Here is a 20315-nt window from a genome sequence, read left to right as displayed (position 1 = left end):
ACTATATGATGCATTTTTATGCATTTTTTTATTTTAGGTTTATTTATATAGATGATACAAGTAACCCTGCCTGACGGTTCTTCTAGAAGTTACGAAACTCCACAAACTGTGGAGCAAATTGCTCAATCCATTGCCCCAAGTTTAGCAAAAGCTGCTATTGCAGCCACGGTTAAATCTGATACAGGTATTGAGACTACGGTTGATACTAGTTATGTAGTGGATAGTGATGTGTCATTATCGATTATTACTCCCAAAGATGATGTAGGGTTGGACATTATTCGTCACTCAACTGCTCATCTGCTTGCTCATGCGGTAAAAGAATTATTTCCAGATGCTCAAGTAACTATTGGTCCAGTTATTAATAATGGGTTTTACTACGACTTTTCATATAAAAGACCCTTCACTCCTGAAGATCTACAAAAAATTGAAAAACGTATGAGTGAATTAGTTAAGCAAGATATTGCTGTAATTCGTGAAGAGTGGGATAGAGATGAAGCTATAGAGTTTTTTAAAAAAGAAGGTGAGCTTTATAAAGCTGAAATTATTTCATCTATTCCTCAGGGTGAGGTTATAAGTTTATATAGACAGGGTTCTTTTGTAGATTTGTGCCGTGGACCACATGTTCCTTCTACAGGAAAACTTAAAGTTTTTAAGCTTATGAAAGTTGCGGGTGCATATTGGCGTGGTGACTCTAACAATGAAATGCTCCAAAGGGTTTATGGTACCGCTTGGAGTTCTAAAGATGATCAAGTTAAGTATCTTACTATGCTTGAGGAAGCAGAAAAACGAGATCATCGAAAACTTGGAAAAGAATTAGATTTATTTCATTTTCAGGATGAAGCTCCTGGGTTGATATTTTGGCATCCTAAGGGATGGACCATTTGGCAACAAGTTGAGCAGTTTATGCGTAAAGTTTATGTTGAAAATGGTTATCAGGAAATCAAAGCACCACAAATCCTTGATCTTGGTCTATGGAAAAAAACAGGTCACTGGGATAATTACAAAGAAAATATGTTTACGACACAATCCGAAAATCGGGAGTACGGTCTTAAACCAATGAATTGTCCAGGTCATGTTCAAATCTATAATTCAACTTTGCACTCTTATAGAGAGCTTCCTATTAGGTACGGTGAATTTGGTCAGTGTCATAGAAATGAGCCTTCTGGCTCTTTGCACGGTATGATGCGTGTTCGCGGGTTTACTCAAGATGATGGTCATATATTCTGTACTGAAGATCAACTCCTAGCCGAATGTTTGGCTTTTACAGCTTTACTACAAAAAGTTTATAAAGAATTTGGTTTTACTGAAGTTCTGTATAAGATAGCTACTCGCCCAGAAAAAAGAATTGGGGCTGATGAAATTTGGGATAAAGCTGAAAAAGCCTTGATGGAGAGTTTAAAGCAGTCGGGCTGTGAATTTGAAATTTCTCCTGGAGAGGGTGCTTTTTATGGCCCCAAAATTGAGTACACACTAAAAGATGCAATCGGTCGTCACTGGCAGTGTGGTACTATCCAAGTTGATTTTTCTATGCCAGCTCGTTTAGGTGCGGAATATGTAGATGCGGATGATACTCGTAAAACTCCAGTTATGTTGCATAGAGCTATTTTGGGATCTCTCGAAAGATTTATAGGTATGCTTATAGAAAACTATTCTGGTGCTATGCCTCCATGGTTATCTCCTGAACATGTAGTTGTCTGTCCGATTTCAGAAGCATTTAATGACTATGCTTTAGAAGTTCAGACCAAGTTAAATCAAAAATTTAGAGTAAAAGTGGATTTACGCAACGAAAAAATCACAAAAAAAATACGTGAAAACTCTATGCAAAAAATTCCATATATCCTTGTGGTTGGTGAAAAAGAACGTAGCTCTTCAAGCGTTGCTGTCAGAGCCAGAGGAAATATTGATTTAGGCGTTTTAACTGTTGATGATTTTATTGCTCGCCTTCAAAATGAAATCGATAACAAACTTGATGTTGTCGTACCGTCTGTTTAATTTAATAGGAGTTCTAACATAGCTACTGGAAAAACCCATAACATCAATGGCGAAATCACAGCCAAGGAAGTAAGATTAATTGGCTTAGATGGAGAGCAACTTGGTATAGTTCCATTGAAGGCCGCTCTAATCAAAGCGGAAGAAGAAGATACTGATTTAGTGGAGATTGCTCCAAATGCTGATGTCCCTGTCTGTCGATTGATGGACTACGGTAAGTTTAAATATCAAGAGCAAAAAAGACTTCAAGAAGCTAAATCAAAACAAAAAATCGTTCAAGTCAAAGAGATTAAGTTTCGACCAGGTACTGATGAAGGCGACTATCAAGTAAAACTCAGAAATCTAAAACGATTTATTGAGGATGGGGATAAGGCTAAGGTTACGCTTAGATTTCGTGGACGTGAGATGGCACATCAAGATCTTGGCATGAAGGTTCTTGAAAGAGTTAGAGAAGATTTAGGGGATCTTATAACTGTTGAATCTATGCCTAAGTTTGAAGGGCGTCAGATGATTATGGTTGTTGCTCCAAATAAAAAAGCTAAATAATATGCACACAAATACTCCTTTCACTAATATTGTCTTATGTGTACATAGCCCAATGCATAAGGCATATTTAAAAGTGATGGAACATATCTGTCCAAATGCAAACTCATTTATGGGTTATGACGTAGAGGCTGATCAAGACCCCTCTTTTTTAGTCGATAAAATATATAAAGATATTAAGTTTGATATTAAAGAAGGAAATAGTGTTTTAATACTTACAGATCTGATTGGAGCCACTCCTTATAATATTTCCAAAGAAGTGGTTTCTAAATTACAAAAAGATGGTGTAGATGCTGATTTGATTTCAGGAATTAATATGGGCATAGTCCTTACTGCATTGGGTAGTCAGTCATTGCCATTTCAAGAGCTTAAACTAAAAATTATCGAATCAGGACGTAAGTGTATGAAGCTGGAATCTGAAAATCTTAAGGATACCGTTAATTGAGGTGTAATTTATGACTCAAGTAGAAGTTGTAATTTCAAATAAACTTGGCTTGCACGCAAGAGCGGCTTCTAAGTTGACTCAGTTAGCTTCTAAGTTTAAAAGCGAAATATCCATATCCAAAGGCAATCAAAAAGTTAACGCAAAGAGCATAATGGGCGTTATGCTTTTGGCTGCGGGAAAAGGTTCTACAATTATTGTAGATGCAAATGGTGATGATTCAGAGGAGGCTTTGGTATCCATAAAGGAGTTATTCGATTCCAAATTCGGCGAGGTAGAGTGAGTAATTACAATGCTTAGTACAACTGTCGTAGCTTTGTACGGAAAAGGGGTATCCAAGGGTATTGCCATAGGGAAGGCACTACTTTTAGGGTCCGAATATAATGAAAATAATTTCACTCATATAAATGAAGAGGATATAGAAAGCGAGTGTTTACGTTTAGAAGAGTCTCTAAAAACTGTTTCTAAAGAATTGCTTTCCTTGACGGAATCTCTTCCGCCTGATGCTCCAAGTGAACTTGCACCCATTCTAGAAGTTCATAGCCAATTGGCAGCTGATGCTTCATTAGCATCCGAAACAAAAGAAATCATAAGAACTAAACTTTATAACGCCCAGTGGGCCATCGTTGCTTACGGACAAAAGATAGCTCAGCAGTTTGAGCACTTAGAGGATGATTACTTAAAAGAGCGCCTATCTGATATTCAGCAAGTTATTGATAGAGTGGTATCTAGATTATCTGGAAATGTTGCTAATATTTTGCCCAAAATTTCAAATCAATCCGATAGTTTAATTCTTGTTGCTAGTGATATAAGTCCGGCGGACTTGCTATCGTTTGGTGATCAGAAATTTGGTGCTTTTATATCTGATTTGGGCGGTCCAACTTCTCATTCATCTATTGTGGCTAGAAGCATGCGTTTACCTGCAGTTGTAGGTATGAAAAATGTCAGATCGTTGGTAAATCCTATGGATTTATTAATTGTAGATGGAGATCAAGGGCTTGTTATAGTTAACCCGTCACATAAAATTCTCAGTCAGTATAAAAAAAGACAGATTGAGCAAAAGCAAGCAAAGAAAGACTTTTCAGGGCTAATCAATCATACAGCAATTTCATCTGATGGTGTAAAGGTTCATATTGAGGCGAATATTAAGCATCCATCCGAGGTGGATTTAGCCTTAGAAATGGGGGCTGGTGGTATAGGGTTATTTAGAACAGAATTTCTGTTTATGAATAGGGATGTATTGCCAACTGAAGAAGAACAATTCATAGCATATAAGCATGTACTGGAGTGTATGAATCCATTGCCAGTAACTATCAGAACGCTTGATATAGGAAATGATAAGCTTTTTAAAAATTCATCAAATACCGCATTAAATCCCGCTCTTGGGCTTAGGGCGATTAGGTATTGTCTAACGCATACAGATATTTTTAAGACTCAAATTGATGCCTTGGTAAAAGCTTCTGTTTATGGACGTTTGCGGATTTTATTGCCTATGATTTCACATGTTAGCCAAATCATGCAAGTGAAAGAAATTTTAGAAACTAGCAAAGATCGATTTTTGAAAAACAATCCACATCGTCAGGTACAAATTGAACTTGGGGCAATGGTCGAAATCCCTGCTATGGCGGTATCGATGGCACCCTTCCTCAAAGAATTAGATTTTGTATCTATAGGGACTAATGATTTGATTCAGTATGCATTGGCAGTAGATAGAATTGATGATTCTGTTGCAAATTTATTTGAACCCAATCATCCAGCTATTTTGAGATTGATACAAATGGTTATCGATAGTTGTGAAAGATTTTCAAAACCTGTTCATATGTGTGGTGAGATGGCAGGTGACCCTGATTATACAAGCCTTTTGCTTGGTATGGGATTAAGGCATTTCTCTATGCATCCAAATAATTTTGCTGATGTAATTGATAGGGTAAATTCAACCGATATTTCTAAAGTGAAGGGTTTTATTGAGCCCTTTTTAGAAGAAAGTTCGTACATTGATTTAGTTAAATTAAATTCAATATGAAAAATATTAGATTTGTATTTCTCTTCATTGTGGCTCTTGGCTTAGGTGCTTGTTCTGGTGCGATATATGAAGAAACAGATGTACATTTCACTTATAACTGTCAGGATAAAGATGGGTGTCCTTCGAAGTTAGAAGAATTTAAAAAGATTTGTGCCACTAAATATAAAGGTAAAGTTCTGGATAGTGGACATAGAAAAAAATTTGTACATCTAAGGTGCCGTCCTGCTGACTCTAAAAAACCAGAATTTAAAATTTTTAATCACAACAAGCCAGTGCGTAAACCAGAAAACTAGTGCTTCTTTTTATAAGACTTCAGTTTTTCTTGGTATCTACTTAATTGTCCGCTAGGTCTTACAAAGTCGCCTCTAGACCTTACTGAGTCAGCATCATCAGTGTCTTTTGAATTAAAAGCTGTTCCTCCGTCAGATATAGATTCACTCAGTACTGTCTGCATTGAGTTAGCAAGATTTATCCAATCATATTCTTTTAAAGAACTAATAGGGGTGGATGGATCCAGTCCTGATGCAAAAACAACCTCGCGTGAATATATCGCTCCGCAACCCTTGATAGCACCTGATTTACCTATGAAAGATAGCAAACCCATATTTGACTGATTCCATTTGCGAGTAGTCTTTTGTGGGTGGTTATTAATAAATTCAATAAGTGATTTTGAATCAAAATTAGATAAATGAGGATCCCAAGAAGAGCCAAATCCATCTTTAAATTTGTTTAGCTCATCATCGGTTAGAACTGCCCATTCTCCAAATCTTCTAACATCATGAAATAGGAATATACGCCCATCTTTAAGCAAAAATCCCGTATGATGATGCCTAGCAAAAACACGATCGGTTGATGAGTTTAGGAAATCTAAAAATTCTAAGCCACCACCAGATTCAATTAATTTCCTATCATTTGGGGTGGCAATAATTGAGTATACAGTGGCTGACATACCTAGATGTATCACAAAATGAAGCGATGCATCTGTACTAATAATTATGTATTTTGCAATTCTATAAATTGATGTGATTTTGGAGTTTTCTAATTCTTTTCTTCTATCATCATATTTAAGAATTTGAGCTAAAAAATCTTTTTTGTTATTTCTAGGATTGGTTTTAGCAGTAAAAAACTCTTTAGTATATGGCAATACTTTTGCAATCGTTTTTGATTCTGTTCCAACCTCACTTTCAAGAATCATTGAATAGAGGTCTTGCTTTGTAACTTCAACTTCAGGAAGTTCAGGCATATCAGCATAGCCCCAAACAGTGAGGATTAGCGTGATGCTCATCATAGTATGTTGAAACTATGTCTAGCACTAAATCTGCATCATCAGTTACAGAAATTAAATCAATATCTTTAGCAGAAATGTACCCATTTCCCAATAAATTATTTTTTATAAATTCAATTAACCCTGTCCAGAAAGAGGTCCCTACAAGAACTATGGGTGCTCTGTTTGCTTTTCCAGTTTGAACTAAGGTAAGAGCTTCAAATAATTCATCCATAGTACCAAATCCACCAGGCATAATAATATAAGCCCAACTATTCATAAAGAAAGTGGTTTTCCTCGAAACAAAATATTTAAAATAAATACTTTGAGATTGAAAGGGGTTATTAGTAGTTTCGTTAGGTAGTTTGATATTAAGACCAATACTATTACCGTTGACTTCATGAGCTCCTTTGTTTGCAGCCTCCATAATCCCAGGTCCTCCACCAGAAATTATTGTGAATCCTGCAGAGGCAAGCTTTCTGCTAATATCTGTAGTTAGAATATAAAAGGGGTCATCTTGTTTAATGCGAGCACTTCCGAAAATACTTACAGCCTGAGTTACGTTTTTAAGATGAGTTGCTGCGTCTTGAAGTTCATCAGCAATCTCAGAAATTTGTCCTTTAATTGTTATAGATCTTGTTTCGACCATGAAGAAAACCTTGTTATTAGTAGATGGTTCTAGTTTTTTGTATAGAGCTCATTTTGCAATGCCAAATTTGAGAAGTCCTGATGGAGAACCATCTGGGGCTATATTTGGCCTGATAAATATGATGAAGCGGACACAAATCGTCTCTAAACCTGACTACATAGCTTGTGTATTTGATGCACCAGGTAGAACTTTTAGACATGAGTTATATACTGAATATAAATCACATAGACCGCCCATGCCAGACGATATGAGAACTCAAATTGAGCCGATTCATCAGGCCATTGAAGCTCTAGGCTGGACTATTATAATGCAATCGGGTGTAGAGGCAGACGATATCATTGCCACCATAGCGGACTTTGCAATTAATCAAAATATAAAATGTGTTATAGCAACAAGTGATAAAGATATTGCACAACTTGTTGATGATAATATTTCTATTATTACAGGTAAAGAGGAAATTCTAGACAGCAATGGAGTGCTTGAAAAGTACGGAGTTCGACCAGATCAAATAATCGATTATTTGATGCTTATGGGGGATACCTCGGATAATATACCTGGAGTAGATAAGGTTGGACCAAAGACAGCTACTAAGTGGCTTAACGAATTTGGTAGTTTGGAAAACTTACTTAAAAATGCTGGATCACTCAAAGGTAAGGTTGCACAAAATCTAATTGAAGCTCAATCGCAATTTGACTTAACTCGTAAGCTTGTAACCATTAAAAAAGATTGCGATATTAGCAAATGGGTTAAGAGTATAGATGACTTACTACCAAAAGAAAAAAACTTCGATGTATTAAAAGAAATTTATACGCGTTTTGGATTTAAAACGTTTTTAAAAGACTTGGAAAGTATCGATAATCTACCAACTCTTCAAAGAAAAAAAGACGAAGAGAAGGTAGATATTGCCACTGAGAAAACTATAAAAACGAATTATGTTTTGGTTGATACTATCGATAAGTTAGAAAGCTGTTTGGAAGAAATTAAACAAGCAAATTTAGTAGCACTCGACACTGAAACAAATAGTCTAGATCAGTTAAAGACTAGATTAGTCGGTATAAGTTTATCTACAGATATTGGAAAAGCATGGTATATACCTGTTGCCCATCAAGTTGAGCTAGGTTGCAATCAACTTATGAAAGCCGAAGTGCTAGAGGCTATGCGGTCATGGCTTGAATCAGAGCAAAAAACTAAAATCCTTCAGAATGCAAAATACGATATGCACGTATTTGCGAACGAAGGGATAGTTCTTAAGGGGATTAAGCACGATACCATGGTTTTGGCATATGTGATTGATACCAATCAAAGGGTTGGGCTGGAAGCTCTTTCACTGAAGTATCTTAACCGTAAGGGTTTGAGTTACGAAGAAATATGTGGCAAAGGTGCTAAAGCTATAACATTCGATTATGTACCTTTGGATCAAGCAACTCAATATGCGTGCGAAGATGCAGATTTTACTTTTCACTTATTAACAGAATTACTTCCTAAATTAGAAGGGTTTGAAGGGCTTAAATTTATCTATGATTTGGAAATGCAAGTGCTTCAAGTTCTATTTGATATGGAGAGGGTTGGGGTTTTAATTGATTCCTCCAAACTTTTAAGCCAATCCGAAATAATTTCTTGCAGACTAAGTAAATTAGAAAGCGAAATTTTTAATCTAGCTGGTGAGGAATTTAATATAAATTCACCTAAGCAATTAAGTGAAATCCTCTTCACTAAACTAAAACTTGAAACACAGGGTAAAACTAGAACTGGTGTAATTTCTACAAATGAGGATGCTCTTGAGAAGTTAGCATTAGATCACCCTATAGCTGTTCATTTATTAGAGTACAGAAGTTTATCAAAACTTAAATCCACATATACTGACAAACTTCCTACTATGATTAATAAAGTAACTGGACGTGTGCATACAGTGTTTTCGCAAACTACTGTGCTGTCTGGAAGATTGTCTTCATTTGATCCTAATCTTCAAAATATACCGATTAGAAATGAGGATGGAAGACAAGTCCGCCAGGCGTTTGTAGCAGAAGATGGTTTTAAGTTAATGTCTGCTGACTACTCTCAAGTAGAACTTAGACTTATGGCACATATTTCTAATGATGAGGGTATGCTGAAAGCTTTCAAAGAGGGGGCAGATATTCATAGGTCTACTGCTTCTGAAGTTTTTGGAGTGCCCTTGTCTGAAGTAGATGATAGTCAACGTAGGGCTGCTAAAGCCATCAACTTCGGACTGATATATGGTATGGGTGCATTTGCATTAGCTAATAATTTAGGTATAAGTCGAGAAACTGCACAAAATTATATTTATAAGTATTTTGATAGATTTCCTAAAGTCAGGAAGTTTATGGATGATATCAAAATACAAGCATTCCAAGATGGTTATGTAGAAACAATCTACGGTAGACGAATTTATATTCCTGGGATTCAAGATTCTAAAGGAGCACGTAAGGCAGCCTTAGAGCGTGTAGCTATCAATGCTCCTGTGCAGGGTAGTGCCGCTGATATCATAAAGATGGCTATGATATCTGTTCATAAATGGATTAGTCAAAATAAACTAAATTCTCGCATTATCTTGCAAGTGCACGATGAGTTAGTTTTGGAAGTACATGAATCTGAAATTGAAATATTAAAATTAAAACTTCCTAAACTTATGGAAGATGTAGCTAAATTAGATGTTCCTCTCGAAGCTCAAGTATATGTGGGTTCCAATTGGGATGAAGCCCATTAATTAATACTACTAAATAAAACCCCAAAGAAACTTCTTTGGGGAGTTGGGGTAAATATTACAGACCTAAAGATCTATTTAAAAAAATCAGAGCGGTCGAAATCTTTGATCTCAGGATTTTGGATTTGAGCAACTCTAGTTGCTTTAGGTGTAGCAAGGTTTTGGGAATTTAAATTCCATGCTTCTAGGCTTGCAATACGCTTTTCTATAGGTGGGTGGGTTGCTAAAATCCCTCCAAAACAGATACCAAATGCAGCAAAGCCTTGGCCTAGTTTAGGAGATTCTTTTAAGCCACCTAAGACTTTTAAGGCATCAATCATAGATTGATTGTTTTGTAGTAAATCAGCAGACCCGCTATCAGCTTTAAATTCCCTTTTACGGGAGTACCAACAGACAATAATCGTAGCTAAAGCTCCTAAAATAGTCTGAAGTAAAAAATAAACTAAATAGTAGGACAAAAAACCACCTGATCGACCATTTTCATTTCTACTTAACGCTCTAGCAATAATTTGAGAAAAGAAGATAACAAATGTATTTAAGACACCCTGCAATAAAGTCATTGTGACCATATCTCCATTTTTGATATGAGATATCTCATGACCTATAACTGCTTCAACCTCAGCTTTATTCATTGTGTTCAATAATCCAGTCGAAACAGCCACTAGAGAATTATTTTTGCTAGGACCAGTTGCAAAAGCATTAGGTGCACCTTGAAAAATACCAACTTCTGGACGTTTGATATTAGCGGTATCAGCCAGCTTATAAGTGGTATTTAAAATCCAGTTTTCAGCTTCGTTTCTAGGTGATTTTGGGTCTATAACTTGTACTCCCATAGTTCTCTTGGCAATAAACTTGCTCAAAAGCAAGGATATAAAAGATCCTACAAAACCAACTACTAAAGCCATAATTCCAAGTCCTATGGTTTCTTCTGTATAGATACCATACTCTTGAAGTACGGGTGACAATAGCATAAACACTAGCATTAAAAGTGTCACAACAGCTAAGTTGGTCAAAGTTAATAAAAATATGTTTTTCATTGAAAATCCTGAGGTAATGGTGAAAAGTCTTGAAGTTATATTTTTCCTTAAATTATACTAAATGGAACGATTCACACACTTAATAGATTATGCAATCTTTTTGGATGTTGCTCGCAAGCATTATGTTTGCAATTATGGCGGCTACTATCAAAATTTCTTATGATTTTGGTGTTAGTACCCCAATGTTAGTAGTATTTCGAGGATTGCCTTCGTTTGTAATCATTTTTGTATGGGTGATTCTTACTCATCGGTCCCTTAAGACAAAGTATTTAGGATTACACATAAAGAGAAATGTTTTAGGAACTACCTCTATGTGGCTTAATTTTAATGCCTTAAGCCTATTGCCTATTGCCACGAGTACTAGTTTGAACTATTCTTCATCACTTTTTTTAGGTCTTTATCTTGTTCTGATTACTTGGAAAAAAAGTGCAAATTGGGGCAAGTTAGGTGCTTTATTTATAGGCTTTTTGGGGATTCTTTTAATACTTAGACCTAGCATTGGACACGATCAAATGTTAGGTGCAGTCTTCGGTTTAAGCTCTGGTATATTAGCTGCATTTGCAATGCTTCAAGTTCGATCCTTAGGGGCTACTGGAGAGCCTACATGGAGAACGGTATTTTATTTTTCTATTATGATGACACTTACTGGTTTTATAGCAGTAAATTTTGATGAATTTGCTCAGCTATCGGTCCGTTCATGGATGGTGTTATTTATCGTTGGTCTATCGGGTATGGGTGGTCAGCTGGCTCTAACTCAAGCTTACGGGGCTGGTTCTCCTATTGTTTCGGCGGTTTTGCAGTATTCAACAATTATTTTCTCTGCGATTTTAGGAATTATCATTTGGAATACCGTCCCAGATTTATTGTCTTGGGTCGGTATGCTTCTAGTTATAGTTGCTGGGGTCTTAGTTGTAGTTATCGACCAATCAAGAGCCCTTCGTGTGAGGTGGAAGTATATAGTTAGACACTATCATCACCATCACCATCCTCCAAAACCTCATGATCGGAGACATTAGATGTCATATTTAATTACGCCAGAAGTATTAAATGAAAAGCTAGATGTTGTTAAAGTTATTGATGTTAGACACGATTTGGTTGATCACGCTTTTGGTCGTAAAGCATATGAAAAATCCCACATTCCAAATGCTATTTTTTTTGATCATGAAACTGATTTATGTGGACCTAAAACTTCTAAATCTGGACGGCATCCTTTGCCAGACAGAAGGCACTTTGCAAAATTATTAGCTAGTACTGGTATTTCCCTACACGATGAGATAGTTACCTATGATTGTGGTAGTTTGATGTTTGCTAGCCATATGTGGTGGTTGTTGCGATGGTTGGGCATCCAAAATGTTAGAGTTTTAAATGGTGGTTTTGATGCATGGGTTGATAAAGGTCTATACACAACTAGTAGTATTCTAAAACTTAAACCTGTTGATGAGTGGTTACCATTAAAACCACTTGTTAGATTAATTTCAATGTCTGAAGTACAAGAAAATCTTAAAGATGCCAAATTTAAAGTTTTGGATGCTAGAGTGGAAGGTAGGTTCAATGGTGATTTCGAGCCTATGGATCCTGTAGCTGGTCATATACCAGGTGCATTAAATCATCCTGCGGATTTAAATTTTAACTATAAAGGAGAATTGCATTCAAAAGAAAAACTTAGACAAATTTTCTTAGATATAAGTTCTGATCCCAAAGCTATTGTTCATCAGTGTGGTTCTGGCATAACCGCATGTCTTAACGAATTTGCAATGGAAGAGGCAGGTTTAGAGGGTAGTGGTTTATATGCGGGGTCCTGGAGTGAATGGATTGCATATCCCGAAAACCCAGTAGTGACTAAAACTTAATCCAAGTCCCCAGAGAAACTGAAATTATCACCGTTATACCACATCTCTACGTATGTGACAGGCTGTTCTGATGAGTATGTGAATCTAGTTAATACTAGTGTAGGATCAGCTTCTTTCATTTCTAAATACTGAGCCACATCCTTAGGACAACGCAACGATTTAATTTCATAGTGCCCATTAACTAAAGGAACATTTTTAATAAGATGTGCACTTGGACTAACTGACTCAAAATCTAAATTCTCAAATGTAGGAACAAGATTTAAATCAACATACCTTCTTTCAAATTGCATAGGTACACCATTAGATAAGTGAAGCAATTCGATTCTAAAAATATTCTGATGGGGTTGAAAAATTTTTGCGACTGCAGGCGGTAGCTCGAGGTTTGGAAATCTTCTTTTACTAATAAGATGTGCACTATAGGATTTGCCCATAGATTCGATATCGGAGCGAATATTACGTACAGTGACAAAAGTATTACTAAACCTCTTTTGAGCAACATATGTACCAGCACCACGACGGCGAGTCAACACACCTTCTGCCGTTAAGTCATTAACGGCACGATTTACAGTCATACGTGAAACTTTAAATCGCTTAACAAGCTCGTTTTCGCTTTCAATCAAATCATCGGGATGCCAGTTTCCCTTATGGATTTGATCTAGGATATAGTTTTTAATTTTTTTATATTCTGGCAATACTCTACGCATCGAATATATGTAAATATTTGTAATATTCAAACTATTCTATCATTTCATTCTCTTATTAAACTTATGGTTTTACCTAGTATAAATAGCTAATTTACAACTGAAATATATGTTAAATTTACTTGTATATACAAATTTAACATTGAGTTATATCATGGGTACATTTACCAGAACAGATAAAAATCGTATTATCAAAGCCCCGATCGGAACTAAACTAAATTGTAAAAGTTGGCTTACTGAGGCTCCTTTTAGGATGATTCAAAACAATCTACATCCCGATGTCGCAGAAAATCCTCAAAGTTTAGTTGTTTATGGCGGAATTGGTAGAGCTGCGAGAAACTGGGAAAGCTTCGACAGGATTCTAGAATGCTTAAAATCCCTAGAGAAAAATCAAACTTTATTAGTGCAATCTGGAAAGCCAGTAGGTATTTTTAATACACATGAGAATGCTCCACGTGTACTTATTGCCAACTCAAACTTAGTTCCCAAATGGGCTACGTGGGAGCATTTTAATGAACTCGACCGCAAAGACCTTTTTATGTATGGTCAGATGACTGCGGGTAGTTGGATTTATATTGGTACTCAAGGCATAGTGCAGGGTACGTATGAAACGTTTGCCGAGGCTGGTAGGCAACATTACAACGATGATTGGAAGGGTAAATGGATTTTGACTGCAGGATTAGGAGGGATGGGTGGTGCTCAGCCTTTGGCTGCTACATTTGCAGGGGCCGTTTCTCTAACAATTGAATGCCAGCAATCTAGCATAGATTTTAGATTGCGTACGGGTTATATAGATGTTCAGGCACGGGATTTAGATCACGCATATGAGCTTATAAAAAAACACACAGATGCTGGGGATGCGATATCAATCGCCCTTCTTGGCAATGCTGCTGAAGTTCTCCCCGAGATGGTAAAACGTGCCCAAAATGGAGAGATAAAACCCCATTTAGTTACAGATCAAACATCAGCCCATGATCTTATATTTGGATATTTGCCCATAGGTTGGAGTGTAAAACAATGGAGAGATGCTCAAGAAAATCCAGATATGCACAAGCAACTAAGAGATGAAGCTTCTAAATCGTGTGCTATTCATGTGCAAGCTATTTTAGATTTTTTAGATATGGGTATTCCAGCAACAGATTACGGGAACAATATTCGTCAAGTTGCTTATGATGAAGGTATTAAGGATGCGTTTAGTTATCCTGGATTTGTACCAGCATATATTCGTCCTCTTTTTTGTCAGGGTAAGGGGCCATTTAGGTGGGTGGCATTGTCAGGGGATCCTAATGATATTTATAAAACCGATGCGAAAATTAAGGAATTATTTCCACAAAATAAACATGTTCATAACTGGTTAAATATGGCTAGAGAAAGAATTAAGTTTCAGGGATTGCCATCTCGTATTTGTTGGCTAGGGCTTGGAGAGCGCGATATAGCTGGTTTAGCCTTTAACGAAATGGTTAGAAGTGGAGAGTTAAAGGCTCCTATTGTTATTGGTCGGGATCACTTGGATACTGGTTCTGTCGCAAGCCCAAATAGAGAAACTGAGGGTATGAAAGATGGGACAGATGCGGTTTCCGACTGGGCACTTTTAAACGGTATGTTGAATGTAGCTGGTGGAGCTACTTGGGTTAGTATGCATCATGGAGGTGGAGTAGGTATGGGGTACTCGCAGCATTCAGGTATGGTTATTGTTGCTGATGGAACAGAGGAGGCATCTAAAAGACTAGCAAATGTATTAGTTAACGATTGTGGAAGCGGGGTAATGAGGCATGCCGATGCTGGATATGAGCTTGCTATAAAAACTGCTAAAGAATATGGTTTAAATCTTCCTTCTGTGGAGTAAATTAAATGCGAAAAATAATAATAAATCCAAGACAATTAACTTTTAAAGATTTACGAACAGTATACGAAGGTCCTGTACAAGTATCTCTTCCTTCATCAAGTTATGAAATCATAGAAAATAATCGAGAGGCACTAAAAAATCTTATATCAAACGAAACTAGTGTATATGGAATTAATACGGGATTTGGGTTATTAGCTAATACTAAAATTGCTGATTCAGATTTAGAAAATCTTCAAAGAAACTTAATTCTTTCACACTCTGTGGGTACTGGAGATTCATTACCAGATGATATTGTTAGATTGATTATGGTTATGAAGGTTGCTAGTTTAGCTCAGGGGGCATCAGGTGTACGAAGAGAGGTCGTAGATAGTCTTATAAATTTGATTAATCATAATATTATTCCAGATATCCCTGAAAAAGGGTCTGTGGGAGCATCAGGTGACTTAGCTCCCTTATCTCATATGACACTAACTATGATAGGGGAAGGTAGTGCTTATTTGGATGGAGAGTTATTGCCATCAAAAGAAGTGCTTGAACGGTGTGGGCTTAAGCCTATTAAGTTACAAATGAAGGAGGGGCTAGCTTTAATTAACGGTACTCAAGTTTCTACAGCATTAGCTATACGAGGATATTTTTTAGCTCAAGATTTACTTGCATCGGCTGTTATTACAGGATCCCTTACAGTTAAGGCAACACGCGGATCTAGCTCTCCTTTTGATTATCGAATTCATGAAGTTAGAGGGCATCATGGACAGTCTGCAGTTGCTAAAACTTATATGAAGCTACTTGAAAATTCAAATGCTTGCACTTCTAATCCAAGTGATGTATTGAGAGTGCAGGATCCATACTGCTTACGTTGCCAACCACAAGTTTTAGGTGCGTGTTTAGATATTATCAATCAAGCTGGACATACGCTCATCACAGAAGCGAATGCTGTCACAGATAATCCATTAATATTTGATGGTGATGAGCCTATAGCCATCTCTGGCGGAAACTTTCATGCGGAGCCTGTGGCGTTTGCGGCTGATATTTTGGCATTGGCTTTATGTGAGCTTGGGTCCATGAGCGAAAGACGAATTGCTATGTTGATTGATAAAAATTTATCTGGGCTTCCATCGTTTTTAGTGCAAAATGCAGGTCTTAATTCTGGTTTCATGATTGCCCATGTAACTGCGGCTGCACTTGCTAGCGAGAACAAAAGCATTGCCCACCCTAGTAGTGTGGACAGTATACCAACATCAGCTAATCAAGAAGATCATGTTTCCATGGCTACATATGGAGCACGTAGGCTTTTCACTATGGCTCAAAACACAGCCACCATTATTGGTATTGAGTTATTGGGGGCAGTACAGGGTATAGATTTAATAAATAAAAATGATTTAGGAGAGGATTTGAATTCTACCTATAAACTTCTTAGAAGTGAGGTCGACTTTTATGAAGTAGATCGTTTATTTGCTCCTGATATAGAAGCAGCTAAGCAATTAATTCTTTCTGGAAAGGTGAAAAATATTAATTCAGAGTTGTACGAAAATTGGTTTTCTAATTAGAAGTAGCGACCATGTACAGTAGGAGGAGGTAATGTCCAGTAAATTAATCAAAAATTTGAATATCGTTACTTTTAACGAAAAGTTTGGATATGGTCTTGGAAACCCCTACGGGCAAATTCTGGGTGGTTGGCTATATATTGAGGATGGAAAATATTCTGCTATAGGTGGTCCTGATAATCCAATACCTAAAGTTAATGACTCAGTATGTAATACTTTTGATGCGGCTGGAGTTTGGATCACACCTTCTCTTATTGATTGCCATACGCATATTGTATATTCGGGTAATCGTAGCAATGAGTTTGAAATGCTCCTAAATGGAGCTAGTTACGAGGAGATTGCAAAATCTGGAGGAGGTATTCTTTCGACTGTAAAAAGTGTGAGAGAGGCTAGTTTTGACCAGCTTTACAAAGAGTCAGAAGCTAGACTAACACAAATGACAGAGTATGGTGTTAGAGCGGTTGAAATTAAATCTGGTTATGGACTGAATCTCGAAAGTGAAAGAAAAATGCTGCAAGTCGCTAGACAACTTTCTGAAAGTCATGAAATTCTGGTACAGAAAACTTATCTAGCAGCACATGCATTGCCACCAGAATATAAAAATTGCGAAGATGAATATATTAATAAAGTCTGTGAGTGGATGGAAATTCTTAATGATGAAGGGCTTATAGATGCTGTTGATGGATTTATGGAAAATATTGCTTTTAATCAAAATCAAATTAAAAAGGTTTTCGATAAAGCCAAGGAGTTGGATCTGCCCGTCAAGTTACATGCTGAGCAGTTAAGTAATATGGAAGGCAGTGCCTTATGTGCGGCTTATGGTGGGCTTTCATGTGATCATATAGAGCATCTAAGTAATGCTGGAGTAGAAGCAATGGCGGCGTCTGGTACTGTTGGCGTTTTGCTTCCTTCAGCTTTTTATAATCTAAAAGACACTCAAAAACCACCTATAGATTCTTTAAGAAAATCAAGGGTGCCTTTGGCCGTATCAACTGATTGTAATCCTGGCACATCGCCAAACTTATCTCTTCCAACTTCTATGAATATGGCTTGTGTACTATTTGGTCTTACACCTGAAGAAGCATTGGCAGGGGCTACTATAAATGCTGCCAAAGCTTTGGGTTGGTCGGATATGGGTAAAATAGATATTGGTCTAAGTGCTAATTATATAATTTGGGATATAGAAAGACCTGCGGACATCAGCTATATGATGGGGATTAAGCCACGTAGTGATTCTTTTGCTACCATTGAATAATTTGGTGGTGATAAAAAAGGTCCTCAACTAATTTTGAGGACCTTATAGATTTAGGGCATTATTTTTCGGTACCAAGCATGGAAGTGTTCCATACCATCTTCAAATGGTGATTGATAAGGTCCGTATTCCTCTACGCCTCTATTCAATAGGGCTAGGCGACCCTGATCCATACGCTCTGCAATTTCATCATCTTCAATTGCAGTTTCCATATATGCAGCTTGCTGGGCTTCAATAAATTCACGCTCAAAGGCCACAATCTCTTCTGGATAGTAAAACTCAACGACATTAAGTGTTTTTTGTGGACCTTTTGGATAAAGTGTAGATAGAACTAATACGTGAGGATAAAGTTCAATCATATGAGTAGGGAAATAAGTAACCCATACAGCACCAAAATTAGGAGCTTCTCCCTGTCTAAAATTAAGCAATGCATCATGCCATTTTTGATAGGTTGGACTTCCTGGATTAGCGAGTGCTTGATGAACACCAACTCTTTGAGAACTATACCAGTCTGAAAAATCCCATTGCAAATCCGAACAACTAACAAATTTACCAAGTCCTGGATGAAATGGTTCGACATGATAGTCTTCTAGATATACCTCAATAAAGGTTTTCCAGTTGTAATTACATTCATGAACAATTGCCCGATCGAAAACATAATCTGAAAAATCAAATTCGGGTAACTCAAATAATTGCTTCATATCAGCTGAAGGTTCACGAACACCCTCGAATAATAAGCCATGACAGTTTTTAACTTCAAACGGAGTCAAATTCTTACAGGGATTTTCTGGAAAATGTGGAGCTGCTATCTGTTCACCTTTGTTGTTATATGTCCATCTATGAAGAGGACACACAATATTACCTCCTGTCTCGGATAAATTTCCTCTAGATAGGTTAGGGTCGGTCACATTTCCAGCTTGACCTCCAAGCATAAGAGCTTGTCTATGACGACAGACGTTTGATATGAGCTGAGGACCAGCTTCATTATGAACTAAAACACGACCAGCATTATCTTGTGGCAATGTATACCAGTCCCCAAGATTAGGCACTGTTTTTTCATGGGTTACGTACTGAGAAGATTTTTTGAATATATGCTCCAACTCTAGAGCGAAGTGGCTTTCATCGAAATAAGCGGCTACTGGAAGAGTTGATTCGCCTAATGAAAGATTGGTTTCCTTAACGGACATTTCGGTTCCCCCCGATTTAAAAATTAAAAAACACTCATCACCAAGGGTCATGTTGAGTGAGCCAAAATAACTAGTATTTTATATTAAAATAATCATTTACTTCATGGAGATGGTTATGAATATAGATGAACAAGCAACATCTATTAAATATGAGGATGCTATAAGCGAACTTGATACTATCGTCAGAGATATGCAAAGTGGAAAACTTTCTCTTGAAGATTCAATTGCAAAATATAAAAGGGGCATGGAGCTTGCTGAAATTTGCAAGAGCAAATTAGATGATGCACAAAAGCAAATAGGCGTTATGCAAGAAGACGGCTCTATCCAACCATTAGAACAAAATAAAAAAACTAATGATTCTAGTTTCGAAGACATCCCATTTTGACTCTTGGCTTGAAGAAGTAGTTAAATTTTCAAATAGACATCTAGAAGAAATATTTTCTTCTTTACATGATGTTCCGCCCAAATTGTTGGAGGTTATGAGATATGCAACATTGGGTCCAGGTAAAAGACTTAGAGCGGCTTTAGTTCTTGCTACTTATGAGGTTTTTCAGACCACATCCCCTGATTCGTATGACGACTACATAAGCCGGGTCGTATGTTCTATCGAACTGATTCATGCCTATTCGCTAGTGCATGATGATTTACCTTGTATGGACGATGATGATCTGCGTAGGGGTAGACCGACTTGTCATGTTAAATATGGTGAGGCTATGGCATTGCTTGCGGCAGATGCATTACAACCTTTATCTTATGAGCACTTACTTGGTTCGCATATAGATTATAAATTGCTAGTATCTAGTACAAAAGAGCTTTTAAGTGCTACAGGTGCCACTGGTATGGTTGGTGGTCAGGTGATTGATATTTTAAATGTATCTAATCATATGGACCTTGAAGCACTAAAGGATATGCATAGCAGAAAAACAGGTGCTTTAATTCAGGCCTGCGTTGAGGTGGTGTCTATTCTATTCAAAGATTCTTCTCTTTATTATGAAGAATTAAAAAGATATTCTGAATACATAGGTATTGCATATCAAGTAGTTGATGATATTTTAGATGCAACTCAGGATAGTGATACACTAGGTAAAACAGCTGGAAAAGATCAGCAAAACAATAAGCCAACTTATGTCACTATTTTAGGTTTGGATGAGGCTAGAAACTTGGCTAAATCATTATATGGGAATGCCTTAAAATCCCTTGAATCTGTCCCTAATTCAAATCGATTAAAGGAATTAGCTCATTACATAATAATGAGAAATTTTTAAA

19 protein-coding genes are annotated in these 20315 nt (G+C 36.9%); 14 read left to right on the top strand and 5 right to left on the bottom strand.

Features of this window, described 5'->3' with window-relative positions; all coding sequences use genetic code 11:
• Positions 1-51: 51 nt before the first annotated feature.
• The 6 genes from thrS to KUI_RS05440 are packed head-to-tail and all read left to right on the top strand — an operon-like array spanning position 52 to position 5290.
• On the top strand, positions 52-1992 hold the full coding sequence (gene thrS / locus KUI_RS05465) for a threonine--tRNA ligase (protein ID WP_013521295.1): 1941 nt from the start codon (positions 52-54) through the stop codon (positions 1990-1992).
• 18 nt (positions 1993-2010) lie between these two features.
• Positions 2011-2535, top strand: coding sequence for a translation initiation factor IF-3 (infC, locus tag KUI_RS05460; RefSeq protein ID WP_081447329.1), 525 nt, complete (start codon positions 2011-2013; stop codon positions 2533-2535).
• 1 nt (position 2536) lies between these two features.
• Positions 2537-2977 (top strand): PTS sugar transporter subunit IIA, encoded by a 441-nt coding sequence (locus KUI_RS05455; protein WP_014840483.1) that lies wholly within the window; start codon positions 2537-2539, stop codon positions 2975-2977.
• A gap of 10 nt (positions 2978-2987) precedes the next feature.
• Entirely contained in the window at positions 2988-3257 is a 270-nt protein-coding gene (locus tag KUI_RS05450; protein ID WP_013521292.1) for an HPr family phosphocarrier protein, read from the top strand.
• 9 nt (positions 3258-3266) lie between these two features.
• A complete protein-coding gene (gene ptsP, locus KUI_RS05445; RefSeq protein WP_013521291.1) occupies positions 3267-4997 on the top strand; it encodes a phosphoenolpyruvate--protein phosphotransferase in 1731 nt (576 codons plus the stop codon).
• On the top strand, positions 4994-5290 hold the full coding sequence (locus KUI_RS05440; protein WP_013521290.1) for a hypothetical protein: 297 nt from the start codon (positions 4994-4996) through the stop codon (positions 5288-5290). The genes ptsP and KUI_RS05440 overlap by 4 nt, the downstream gene beginning before the upstream one ends.
• Here KUI_RS05440 and KUI_RS05435 read toward each other — a convergent pair.
• Both KUI_RS05435 and KUI_RS05430 read right to left on the bottom strand, forming a co-directional pair.
• Positions 5287-6240 carry a DNA-formamidopyrimidine glycosylase family protein gene (locus KUI_RS05435; protein WP_013521289.1) on the bottom strand — a complete coding sequence of 318 codons (954 nt, stop codon included), beginning with the start codon at positions 6238-6240 and terminating at the stop codon, positions 5287-5289. The genes KUI_RS05440 and KUI_RS05435 overlap by 4 nt on opposite strands.
• Position 6241: 1 nt before the next feature.
• A complete protein-coding gene (locus tag KUI_RS05430; RefSeq protein ID WP_013521288.1) occupies positions 6242-6910 on the bottom strand; it encodes an LOG family protein in 669 nt (222 codons plus the stop codon).
• Here KUI_RS05430 and polA point away from each other — a divergent pair.
• Positions 6909-9635: a DNA polymerase I gene (polA, locus tag KUI_RS05425; protein WP_014840482.1), complete on the top strand. Its 2727-nt coding sequence runs from the start codon at positions 6909-6911 to the stop codon at positions 9633-9635. The two genes, KUI_RS05430 and polA, sit on opposite strands and share 2 nt — an antisense overlap.
• A 71-nt stretch (positions 9636-9706) precedes the next feature.
• Here polA and htpX read toward each other — a convergent pair whose 3' ends face one another.
• On the bottom strand, positions 9707-10669 hold the full coding sequence (gene htpX / locus KUI_RS05420; RefSeq protein ID WP_013521286.1) for a protease HtpX: 963 nt from the start codon (positions 10667-10669) through the stop codon (positions 9707-9709).
• Positions 10670-10758: 89 nt separating this feature from the next.
• Here htpX and KUI_RS05415 point away from each other — a divergent pair, with 89 nt between their 5' ends.
• Complete coding sequence (locus KUI_RS05415) at positions 10759-11685, top strand: DMT family transporter (protein WP_225971974.1); 927 nt, start codon at positions 10759-10761, stop codon at positions 11683-11685.
• Positions 11686-12519: a sulfurtransferase gene (locus KUI_RS05410; RefSeq protein ID WP_013521284.1), complete on the top strand. Its 834-nt coding sequence runs from the start codon at positions 11686-11688 to the stop codon at positions 12517-12519. It begins immediately after the preceding gene.
• Here KUI_RS05410 and KUI_RS05405 read toward each other — a convergent pair.
• Entirely contained in the window at positions 12516-13253 is a 738-nt protein-coding gene (locus tag KUI_RS05405; RefSeq protein WP_225971973.1) for a GntR family transcriptional regulator, read from the bottom strand. The two genes, KUI_RS05410 and KUI_RS05405, sit on opposite strands and share 4 nt — an antisense overlap.
• Positions 13254-13374: 121 nt before the next feature.
• On the opposite strand from KUI_RS05405, the gene hutU reads away from it, so the two are divergent.
• From hutU to hutI, 3 genes are read left to right on the top strand one after another with little or no spacing between them, the layout of a single operon-like run.
• Positions 13375-15066 (top strand): urocanate hydratase, encoded by a 1692-nt coding sequence (gene hutU, locus KUI_RS05400; protein ID WP_014840480.1) that lies wholly within the window; start codon positions 13375-13377, stop codon positions 15064-15066.
• A gap of 5 nt (positions 15067-15071) precedes the next feature.
• Entirely contained in the window at positions 15072-16613 is a 1542-nt protein-coding gene (hutH, locus tag KUI_RS05395) for a histidine ammonia-lyase (protein WP_014840479.1), read from the top strand.
• 31 nt (positions 16614-16644) lie between these two features.
• Complete coding sequence (gene hutI, locus KUI_RS05390; protein ID WP_014840478.1) at positions 16645-17865, top strand: imidazolonepropionase; 1221 nt, start codon at positions 16645-16647, stop codon at positions 17863-17865.
• 50 nt (positions 17866-17915) lie between these two features.
• Here the strand turns inward: hutI and KUI_RS05385 are convergent, their stop codons facing one another.
• Positions 17916-19049, bottom strand: a complete 1134-nt coding sequence (locus tag KUI_RS05385) for an aromatic ring-hydroxylating oxygenase subunit alpha (RefSeq protein WP_173546055.1) — start codon at positions 19047-19049, stop codon at positions 17916-17918.
• Positions 19050-19164: 115 nt separating this feature from the next.
• On the opposite strand from KUI_RS05385, the gene xseB reads away from it, so the two are divergent.
• Positions 19165-19434: an exodeoxyribonuclease VII small subunit gene (gene xseB, locus KUI_RS05380; RefSeq protein ID WP_013521278.1), complete on the top strand. Its 270-nt coding sequence runs from the start codon at positions 19165-19167 to the stop codon at positions 19432-19434.
• On the top strand, positions 19403-20314 hold the full coding sequence (locus KUI_RS05375; RefSeq protein WP_014840475.1) for a polyprenyl synthetase family protein: 912 nt from the start codon (positions 19403-19405) through the stop codon (positions 20312-20314). Before xseB ends, KUI_RS05375 begins: the two co-directional genes overlap by 32 nt.
• Position 20315 lies beyond the last annotated feature (1 nt).

The sequence above is a fragment of the Taylorella equigenitalis ATCC 35865 genome, from assembly GCF_000276685.1.
GTDB lineage: Bacteria > Pseudomonadota > Gammaproteobacteria > Burkholderiales > Burkholderiaceae_B > Taylorella > Taylorella equigenitalis.
The sequence above is the reverse complement of the archived record's forward strand: the minus strand, read 5'-3'. Positions and strand labels throughout refer to the sequence as shown.